The following is a 9465-nucleotide window of genomic DNA, read 5'->3' as shown; positions in this document are numbered from 1 at the left end:
TGAGCTCCTGAAGGTAAGCTGCTGGCGTGCCTGAACCCGCATCTGACAACCAGATGAAGGTCGCGATCCAGGGTGAGCGAGGCGCGTTCAGCCACGAGGCGCTGCGGCGCCTGCTGCCGCGCGCCGGCGTGCTGGCCTGCGCGACCTCCAAGGACGTGTTCGACGCGGTCGAGCGCGGCCGCGCCGCCGCCGCGGTCATTCCCATCGAGAACTCGCTCGCCGGCTCCGTCGCCGAGCACTTCGACCTGCTGCTCGCGCGCGACCTCTGGATCCAGCGCGAGTCGCGCCTGCGCATCGTCCACAACCTGATCGCCGCTCCCGGCGTGAGGCTCGCCGCTGTCCGCGAGGTGCTCTCGCATCCCGTCGCGCTCGACCAGTGCCGCGAGTTCTTCCGGAGCCATCCCAACATCCGGGCGGTGCCGTTCTACGACACCGCCGGCGCCGTGAAGCACATCATCGAGGAGGGCCGCGGACACGCCGCGGCCATCGCCAGCCGCCAGGCCGCGGCCGAGTACGGCGGGCGCATCCTCCTGGCCGGCCTCGAAGACGACAAGCAGAACTTCACCCGCTTCTTCCTCGTTTCGCGCCGGAAGAAGGTCCTTCCCGGCGCCAACAAGACCTCGCTCGCCTTCGCGGTGAAGAACGTCGCGGGCGCGCTCTTCAAGGCCCTCGGAGTCTTCGCGCTGCGCGACCTCAGCCTCAGCAAGATCGAGTCGCGCCCGGTGAAGGGCAGGCCGTGGGAATACGTCTTCTACGTCGACATCCTGCGCGGCCGCGACCAGGCCTCCCGCAACGCCCTGCGGCATCTCAGCGAGATATGCGATTTCGTGAAGCTGCTGGGGATCTATCCTGCCGCGCGTTAGATCGGCTGGTTCCGATGGTGGAAAGCTGCCGTGCGCGGGCGTAGAATCCCTCGGCTCCGGAGCCTCGGGGCGCGTCTGCACCCTTTAGCCGGGCAGACTCATCTATTGTTCAGTCTTCCTGACGCAGTCTTAGAGGATGAAGGACTCCCATGGCCAGTGAAACCCATGCAATCGGCGCGTCGACCAAGCCGTTGACCGGCCCGCGCGAGCTGCCGGTCCTGCCGGTGCGCGACACCGTGCTGTTCCCGCACGCGGTCCTGCCGCTCACGGTCGGGCGCGAGAGCTCCGTGCAGCTCATCAACTCGCTGGGCGAGGACAAGACCATCGTCGTCGTCGCGCAGCGCGAGGCGCGCGTCGACTCGCCGCAGCCGGTGGACCTCTACAACATCGGGACGCTGGCGACCGTGCACAAGGTCGTCAAGATGCCCAACCAGTCGCTGTTCGTATTCACCGAGGGCATCCAGCGCGTGAAGCTTGCCGACTACTCGCAGCTCACGCCGTTCATGCGCGCCAGCGCCGAGCCGGTCCCGGATCCCGCGGAGAAGACTTCACCGGAGATCGAGGCGCTGCATCGCAACGTGCTCGGCATGTTCCAGCAGATCGTCGCCGGCTCGCCCACGCTGTCAGACGAGCTGCAGACGGTCGCGATGAACATCGAGGAATCCGGCCGGCTGGTCGACTTCATCGCCAGCTCGCTGCCGTCGCTCTCCACCAAGGACAAGCAGGAGCTGCTCGAGACCCCTGACATCAAGGTCCGTCTGGAGAAGGTGAACCGCCACCTCGCGAAGGAGCTCGAGGTCCAGCAGCTGCGCAACAAGATCCAGAGCGAAGTGCAGGACCAGGTGCAGCAATCGCAGCGCGAGTACTACCTGCGCGAGCAGATGAAGGCCATCCAGAAGGAGCTGGGCGAGCAGGACGAGACGCAGCGCGACGTCGAGGAGCTGCGCAAGAAGATCGAAGCCGCGGGCATGCCGGAAGAAGTGAAGAAGGAAGCCACCAAGGAGCTCACGCGCCTGGCGCGCATGTCGCCGATGGCGGCGGATTACTCCGTCACGCGCAACTACGTGGAGTGGCTCGCGGTGCTGCCGTGGGCGAAGTCCTCGGGCGTCGAGCAAGTCGACATCCCGAAGGCGAAGGAAGTGCTCGACGAAGACCACTACGACCTGCAGAAGGTGAAAGACCGCATCCTCGATTACCTGTCGGTGCGCCGGCTGAAGCCGAACATGAAGGGGCCGATCCTGTGCTTCGTCGGGCCTCCGGGCGTCGGCAAGACGTCGCTCGGCAAGAGCATCGCGCGCTCGCTGGGGCGGAAGTTCGTGCGGCTGTCGCTGGGCGGCGTGCACGACGAGGCCGAGATCCGCGGGCATCGCAGGACGTACATCGGCGCGCTTCCGGGCCAGATCATCCAGGGCATCCGCCGCGCGGAGACCAACGATCCGGTGTTCATGCTCGACGAGGTCGACAAGCTGGGGCGCGACTTCCGCGGCGATCCCGCGTCCGCGCTGCTCGAGACGCTCGATCCCGAGCAGAACTCCACCTTCCGCGACAACTACCTCGACGTGCCGTTCGACCTGTCGCGCGTCCTGTTCATCACGACGGCGAACATGCTGGATCCGATCCCGGATCCGCTGCGCGACCGCATGGAGATCATCGAGCTGCAGGGCTACACGGAAGAGGAGAAGCTGCACATCGCGCGGCGCTACCTCGTGCCGCGCCAGACGGAGGAGAACGGCCTCGCGAAGGAGCAGATCGAGCTTCCCGACGAAGCCATCAGCTTCGTCATCCGGCACTACACGCGCGAAGCGGGCGTGCGCAACCTGGAGCGCAACATCGGCACCATCTGCCGCAAGCAGGCGCGGCGCATCGCCGAAGGCAAGACGGAGAAGCTGGTCGTCACGCCCGACGTGATCCGCGAGTTCCTCGGCGGCATCAAGGTGCGCGTCGATACCGAGATCGCGGAGCGCACCAAGCGCGCGGGCGTCGCGGTCGGGCTGGCGTGGACGCCGACCGGCGGCGACGTGCTCTTCATCGAGGTCAACAAGATGAAGGGCAAGGGCGGCTTCACCATGACCGGACAGATCGGCCAGGTGATGCAGGAGTCGATGCAGGCGGCGCTCACCTACGTGCGCTCCAACGCGGCCGCGCTCGGCATCAACGAGGACTTCTTCAAGGACCACGACCTGCACATCCACGTTCCGGCGGGCGCGATCCCGAAAGACGGTCCTTCGGCGGGCGTCACCATGGCGACCGCGCTCGTCTCGCTGCTCACCGATCGCTCGGTCCGTCCGTACACCGCGATGACCGGCGAGATCACGCTGAGCGGGAACGTGCTTCCGGTCGGCGGCATCAAGGAGAAGGTGCTGGCCGCGAAGCGCGCGGGCGTGCACGACGTGATCCTTCCGGCGGAGAACCAGATGAACCTGGAAGAGGACATCACGCCGGAACAGCTCGAGGGCGTGAAGGTGCATTACGTCGCGACCATCGACGAAGCGCTCGCCATCGCGCTGCCGCAGACGCCGCGCGACGAAAAGCGTGACGCCGAGGAGCGCGAGCGCCACATCGCCGAAGCTCCGGCGGCAAGAGTCGTCTGAAAGAAGACCAGGGGAGTTGCAGCGCGCTCGCTCTCGAGCGCGCTTTTCTTTTCGAGGCAGGCGCCGGCGACTCGCCGGCGCTTTGTCTTACGCCGGGACGCTGCGCTGGCGCACGTTCTTCTTGATGAACGTGATGATGTCTTCCATCAGCGTGCCGGGGCCGAAGATGCCGGCGACGCCGGCTTTCTTCAGGAAGTCGATGTCCTGCTCGGGGATGGTGCCGCCGACGACGACCAGCACGTCGTCGATCTTGTTCTGCTTGAGCAGCTCGACCACGCGCGGGACGATGGCGTTGTGCGCGCCCGAGAGGATCGAGAGCCCGATGACGTCGACGTCCTCCTGCAGCGAGGCGTTGACGATCATCTCCGGCGTCTGGCGCAGGCCGGTGTAGATGACTTCCATGCCGGCATCGCGCAGCGCGCGCGCGATGACCTTGGCGCCGCGGTCGTGGCCGTCGAGGCCCGGCTTCGCGACTAAAACGCGGATCTTGCGCTCATTCGCCATTGCTCAACAAGAATAACAAAAGCCTTAACCACAAAGGACACAAAGGTTCCACGAAGGCGCTGATGGAAAACCTTTGTGATTCCTTTGTGTCCTTTGTGGTTCGCTTCTTACGTCTTCACATCCATGGACCGCCACAGGTAGAGGCAGGCGAGGGAAGAGTAGGGCGACCACGCGCGGCCGACCTTCGCCACGTCCTTCGGCTTGGGATGCTTGCGCTTGTTGTAGTGCTTGCGGATGGCGGCCTGCACGCCGAAGTCGCCGCAGGCCAGCACGTCGGGGCGGCGCAGCGCGAACATCAGGAACATCTGCGCGGACCATTCGCCGATGCCCTTGACGCGCGTGAGGTGCTCGATGACCTCGGCGTCGCTCATCTTCTGCAGCGCGGCGAAATCGACGTCGCCACTTTTCGTTTTCGCGGCGAGGTCGCGGATGTAAGTGAGCTTTTGTTTCGAGAGGCCGCAGGCGCGCAACTGGCGCGTGGAGAGCCTGAGCACGGAGTCGGGCGTGAGCTTGCCGCCGGCGGCGGCGACCAGGCGGCCGTAGATGGTGCTCGCGGCCTTGCCGTTGAGCTGCTGGAAGGTGATGGAGCGCGCCATGGTCTCGAAGGTGGGCTCGTGCCAGCGCGCCGGCAGCGGGCCGAGCCGGGTGATGATCGCGCGCAACACGGGGTCGGACTTCTTCAGGTGCTCGATCGCTTTCTTCATCGTCTTCTCACCCTTCAGAGTGCATTACACTGCGGAGACGGCCAGAAGGCCGTCTCTACGGTAGATCATGAGCGCGACCAGGACTCAACTCGACGCCGACTCGCTTGCCATCCTGCGCCGCGCGCTCGAGAAGCTGGACGCGGGATTCCGCGCGCTGCCGCCCTTCGAGAGCGCTCCTGTAGATGCGCGGGCGATGGAAACGATCCTGCTCGAAGCCGCCGGGCGCATGCAGGACAACTTTCCGTACTTCCATCCGCTGTACGCGGGGCAGATGCTGAAGCCGCCGCATCCCATCGCGCGGCTGGCGTACGCGCTCGCGATGTACCTCAATCCCAACAACCACGCGCTCGACGGCGGCCGCGCCAGCTCCGCGATGGAGAAGGAAGCCGTCGCCGAGCTGGCCGCGATGTTCGGCTGGAAGACGCCGGAGTTCCTCGGCCACCTGACGAGCGGCGGCACGTTCGCCAACCTGGAAGCGCTGTGGGTCGCGGGACAGCTGGCGCCGGGAAAGAAGATACTGGCGAGCGAGCAGGCGCACTACACGCACGCGCGCATCTCCGGCGTCCTGAAGCTGGAGTTCGAAGCGGTCGCATGCGACGACCACGCGCGCCTGGACCTGAACGCGCTGGAAAAACGTCTGCAGGCCGGCGACGTGGGAACGGTCGTGGCGACGATCGGCACTACCGCGACCGGCTCGGTCGATCCGCTGCCGGAGATCCTGGCGCTGCGCGCGAAGCACAAGTTCCGGCTGCATGCCGACGCGGCCTACGGCGGCTACTTCACGCTGGCCGGGAACCTGGGCAGGGAAGCGCGCGCCGCCTTCGACCGCGTCGGCGAGTGCGACTCCATCGTCGTCGATCCGCACAAGCACGGCCTGCAACCGTATGGCTGCGGCTGCGTGCTGTTCCGCGATCCGGCGGTGGGGAAGTTCTACAAGCACGATTCGCCCTACACCTACTTCAGCTCGGGCGACTTGCACCTGGGCGAGATCTCGCTGGAGTGCTCGCGCGCCGGCGCCGCGGCCGTGGCGCTCTGGGCCACGCAGAAGCTGCTGCCGCTCACCAAGGGCGGCGAGTTCGCGCAGCGGCTGGAGCGCTCGCGCGCGGCCGCGCTGGCGCTGCATGAAAAGATCAAGAATGAGAAAGAGCGGTTCGTCGCTTCGGCGTTCACGCCGGAGCTGGACATCGTGGTGTGGGCCGCGCGGGGCAAGGACCTGGCCGAGTCGTCCACGCGCGCGCGCCGCATCTTTCACGAAGCCGCCAGGCACGACCTGCATCTCGCGCTCGCCGAGCTGCCGCAGCGCTTTTTCGCGCCCACCGGCGCCGGCGACCTCGCCCGCCAGTACGGCACCCTCGCCTGCCTGCGCTCCGTCCTGATGAAGCCCGAGCACCAGGACTGGCTCGAGCCGATCTGGAAGATCCTGACCGCCGCGGCCTCGTAAACCACGGTATCGCACCCCCCATCCCCCCTGTTTTGGACTTTCTGCCTCCAAGTTCTTGATAAAGAATGAGATAGCCAAAAACTTACCGTGATTTCTACCGTGGTTTTACCGTGGTTTACCGTGGTTTACCGTGAACCACGACGGGTCTTTCTTGAGGAGAGTCAATAGCGAATATAAAGCGAATAACCAGAGTTCGTCAAGAGGCTTTTCGTCTCGCTTGACACAGCCATAGTGTTGCTATATATAGTAACGCTATATATGAAGAGCCGGGCAAAACTTTCGGCGCAGGTGAAGCGGGGCAGCGCGGAACTGGCGGTGCTGTCGGTGCTGGCGGAGGGGCGGCTGCACGGGTACGAGATCGCCAAGCGCATCGGGCAGCAGACCGCGGGCGTGGTGACCTTCGACGTCGCGTCGTTGTATCCGGTGCTGTACGCGATGGAGAGCAAGGGCTGGGTGAAAGGCGAGTGGGAAGCGGCGCCGAGCGGGCGCAAGCGGCGCAGCTACACCATCACGCCGGAGGGCCGGAAGCAGTTGGAGCCGATGCGGCGCGAGTGGCGCGAGTTCCTGAAGGCGATGACGCGCCTGACGAGGCTGGCCGATGCCTGATTGGGAAAAGCTCGTCGCGGAGAAGCTGGCTGCGATGAAGCTGGCGCCCGAAGAGCGGCGCGAGGTCGTGGCGGAGGTGGCGGCGCACCTCGAGGAGTGTCACCGCGAACTGCTGGAGGCGGGCAGTCCGGATGCGGAGGGCTTCGCGCTGGCGCAAGTGGACGACTGGCACCGGCTGGGCCGAAGGATCGTGAAGGCGAAGGAGGGTCCGATGAGTTTCACGAGGCAGGTACTGGTGCCCGGGATGCTGGCACTGTTCGTCTCGCAAGCGGCGCAAATGATCATCCGTCACACGCCGCCGCCGATGAGTTCCCCCACCCTCAGCTTCTCCTGGATGGTGGGCGCAGCGACCGTGGCACAGTTCGTGCTCTGGATGCTCGCCGTGGTGCTCGCGGGCGCGCTGGGCGCGTGGTTGTCGCGCCGGATGGGCGGGCGGCCCGGCCAGCGATTGACCGCAGCGCTGTTCCCGTCCCTGAGCATGGTGGCGCTGATGCTGTTCGTCATCGCCGTTACCCTGATGATTCGTCCGAGCGAATTGATGAAGGCATCCGCGTGGGGCTTCTACCAGTACCTGATGACGTGGGTATTGGCGCCCGGCCTGATGGCGACGGTGGGAGCACTGCCATTCCTCTGGGGCGCGGCGCGGCGCACGACGATCCCCACGCCGCCGGTGGATGCAGTGAGCGCCTAGCGGTACTAGGCGGCGGCGGGTGGCCCAGACAATCCCAGTGACTAGAACGGGTGCCCCAGACAAAGCGCTTTTCTTTGTCTGGGCACGCGCCGCAGGCGCGTCCCGCTCTTGTTCCGATTCCAGAACAAGGACCGCAACCCCGATCAGCCGGGTTTATTCAGCAGTAGGCTCTCCCCGTGCCGATCCACCCCAAGCGCTTTTACGGCCACGGTGACCTCTACTTCATTACCTTCAGCTGCTACCGTCGCCTGCCGCTCCTTGGCACCGGCCGCCGGCGCGACTTGTTCCTTCGCGTCCTCGAGAAGGTCCGCTGCGAGTACCGGTTCACCGTCGTGGGATACGTCCTCATGCCCGAGCACGTCCACCTCTTCGTCTCCGAACCCGAGCACCGCAACCTTTCGGTCGTCATCAAGGCGCTCAAGCAGGCGGTGGCCCACCGCGCCCTGTCCGCCTTGCGTCGCGAGCGCGCCCTTGCGCGCCAGTTGGCGTTGTTCTCCGAGACTCCCGCTGTCTTCTGGCAGGCGCGTTTCTACGACTTCAACGTCTTCACCGAGAAGAAGCGGACGGAAAAACTCCGCTACATGCACCGCAATCCGGTGAAGCGCGGCCTCGTGAGTTCCCCGGAGCGATGGCGCTGGAGCAGCTTTCGTTCCTACGCGCTGCGCGACGGAAGGACTGGTGACTGTCAATGCGATCTTCCCACCGGCATGGGCGAAGAACCTGGCGGGCTAGCGCCCGCGCCCAGACAAGCGGAGCTTGTCTGGGGCACCCCTTCTTCTACAATGTCGGCGGTTTGCCTGGGCCACCCGCCGCTCCCTCGTCCTGCGGACTCGGCGCAACGCGGATCATCTTCCGCGCCTTAACGCATGCCGGAAGGCCTGCTCCACCTGACGCCCGGCCCAGGGCGGCTGGGCCCACCTGAACCAAGTCGGTGACGAATCGGCGGCTGCTGCGTCAGTCCTACAGCGACGTGTGTCCCTAAAACCGAGGAGAGAGCGATGAGATCGAAGGCGCTGTGGTGTGTGTTGCTGTGGGCGGCGGCGGGTTGGGCGCAGAGCACCTTCCACGGCAACGTGGCGCGCACCGGGGTGTATGACGGCGCGGGTCCGAAGCAGCTCAAGGGCGTGAAGTGGACGTTCAAGACGGGCGGGCCGATCGTGACCTCGCCCGCCATCGTCGACGGCGTGGTCTACATCGCGAGCCTCGACGGGCACATGCACGCGCTCGACGCGGCGACCGGCAAAGAGAAGTGGAAGTTCAAGTCGAGCATGCCGATCGCGTCGTCGCCGGCGATCGCCGACGGGACGCTCTACTTCGTTTCGGGGCGCGGCGCGCTGGCGGCGCTCGACCTCGCCACCGGGCAGCCGAAGTGGGTGTTCGCCACCGAGTACGAGCGCAAGTTCGAGGCGAAGAACCTGCACGGGTACCAGCCGGCGACGCAGACCATCCCGGACGCGTGGGACATCTGGATCTCGTCGCCCGCGGTGGTGAACGGCAAGGTGTACTTCGGCTCGGGCGACGGCAACGTCTACGCGGTGGACGGCGCGAAGGGTGTGGTGCTGTGGAAGTTCGCGACCGGCGGCGTGGTGCACGCCTCGCCCGCGGTGGCGAACGGGATGGTGTACGTCGGGAGCTGGGACAGCAGGATGTACGGGCTCGACGCCGAGACCGGGGCGGAGAAGTGGTCGTTCCAGGCGGGCGTGGACCCGGCGATCCACAACCAGGAGGGCTTCCAGTCGTCGCCCGCGGTGGTGGACGGGATGGTGTACGTGGGATGCCGCGATGGGCACGTGTACGCGCTCGACGCCGCGACCGGCAAGAAGAAGTGGGACTACCCGACGAGCAAGTCGTGGGTGAACGGGACGCCGGCGGTGCGCGATGGCGTGGTCTACGTGGGGACGAGCGACAGCTCGCGCCTGATGGCGCTCGACGCGCGCACCGGGCGGCTGCGCTGGAACTTCGACGCCAAGGCCTACATGTTCTCGTCAGCGGCGCTGGCGGGCGAGCTGGCGTACGTCGGCGCGCACAACGGGCACCTGTATGCCGTCGAGACCAGGACCGGGAA

Annotated in this window: 9 protein-coding genes; 7 read left to right on the top strand and 2 right to left on the bottom strand. The window is 66.1% G+C overall.

Annotation, left to right across the window (positions count from 1 at the left end; translation table 11 throughout):
- The first annotated feature begins 26 nt into the window (after window positions 1-26).
- Window positions 27-863, top strand: coding sequence for a prephenate dehydratase (pheA, locus tag VLA96_14960; protein ID HSE50505.1), 837 nt, complete (start codon window positions 27-29; stop codon window positions 861-863).
- Window positions 864-1012: 149 nt separating this feature from the next.
- Window positions 1013-3454: an endopeptidase La gene (gene lon / locus VLA96_14955; protein ID HSE50504.1), complete on the top strand. Its 2442-nt coding sequence runs from the start codon at window positions 1013-1015 to the stop codon at window positions 3452-3454.
- An 87-nt stretch (window positions 3455-3541) separates the two neighbouring features.
- Here lon and VLA96_14950 read toward each other — a convergent pair whose 3' ends face one another.
- Together VLA96_14950 and VLA96_14945 are read right to left on the bottom strand one after the other, a co-directional pair.
- Complete coding sequence (locus tag VLA96_14950) at window positions 3542-3958, bottom strand: cobalamin B12-binding domain-containing protein (protein HSE50503.1); 417 nt, start codon at window positions 3956-3958, stop codon at window positions 3542-3544.
- 107 nt (window positions 3959-4065) lie between these two features.
- The gene (locus VLA96_14945; protein ID HSE50502.1) at window positions 4066-4662 is read right to left on the bottom strand and encodes a DNA-3-methyladenine glycosylase; all 597 of its coding nucleotides are present in this window, start codon (window positions 4660-4662) and stop codon (window positions 4066-4068) included.
- A gap of 67 nt (window positions 4663-4729) precedes the next feature.
- On the opposite strand from VLA96_14945, the gene VLA96_14940 reads away from it, so the two are divergent.
- The 5 genes from VLA96_14940 to VLA96_14920 form a co-directional block, all read left to right on the top strand.
- On the top strand, window positions 4730-6103 hold the full coding sequence (locus VLA96_14940; protein ID HSE50501.1) for an aminotransferase class I/II-fold pyridoxal phosphate-dependent enzyme: 1374 nt from the start codon (window positions 4730-4732) through the stop codon (window positions 6101-6103).
- Between the two features lie 258 nt (window positions 6104-6361).
- Window positions 6362-6709 (top strand): helix-turn-helix transcriptional regulator, encoded by a 348-nt coding sequence (locus tag VLA96_14935; protein ID HSE50500.1) that lies wholly within the window; start codon window positions 6362-6364, stop codon window positions 6707-6709.
- The gene (locus VLA96_14930) at window positions 6702-7400 is read left to right on the top strand and encodes a hypothetical protein (protein HSE50499.1); all 699 of its coding nucleotides are present in this window, start codon (window positions 6702-6704) and stop codon (window positions 7398-7400) included. The genes VLA96_14935 and VLA96_14930 overlap by 8 nt, the downstream gene beginning before the upstream one ends.
- Before the next feature lie 176 nt (window positions 7401-7576).
- On the top strand, window positions 7577-8263 hold the full coding sequence (locus VLA96_14925) for a transposase (protein HSE50498.1): 687 nt from the start codon (window positions 7577-7579) through the stop codon (window positions 8261-8263).
- A 135-nt stretch (window positions 8264-8398) separates the two neighbouring features.
- Window positions 8399-9465: PQQ-binding-like beta-propeller repeat protein (locus VLA96_14920; protein HSE50497.1), on the top strand; the 1067-nt coding region annotated here is incomplete at its 3' end.

This window comes from Terriglobales bacterium (assembly GCA_035457425.1).
Classification (GTDB): domain Bacteria; phylum Acidobacteriota; class Terriglobia; order Terriglobales; family Acidobacteriaceae; genus JACPNR01.
The sequence above is the reverse complement of the archived record's forward strand: the minus strand, read 5'-3'. Positions and strand labels throughout refer to the sequence as shown.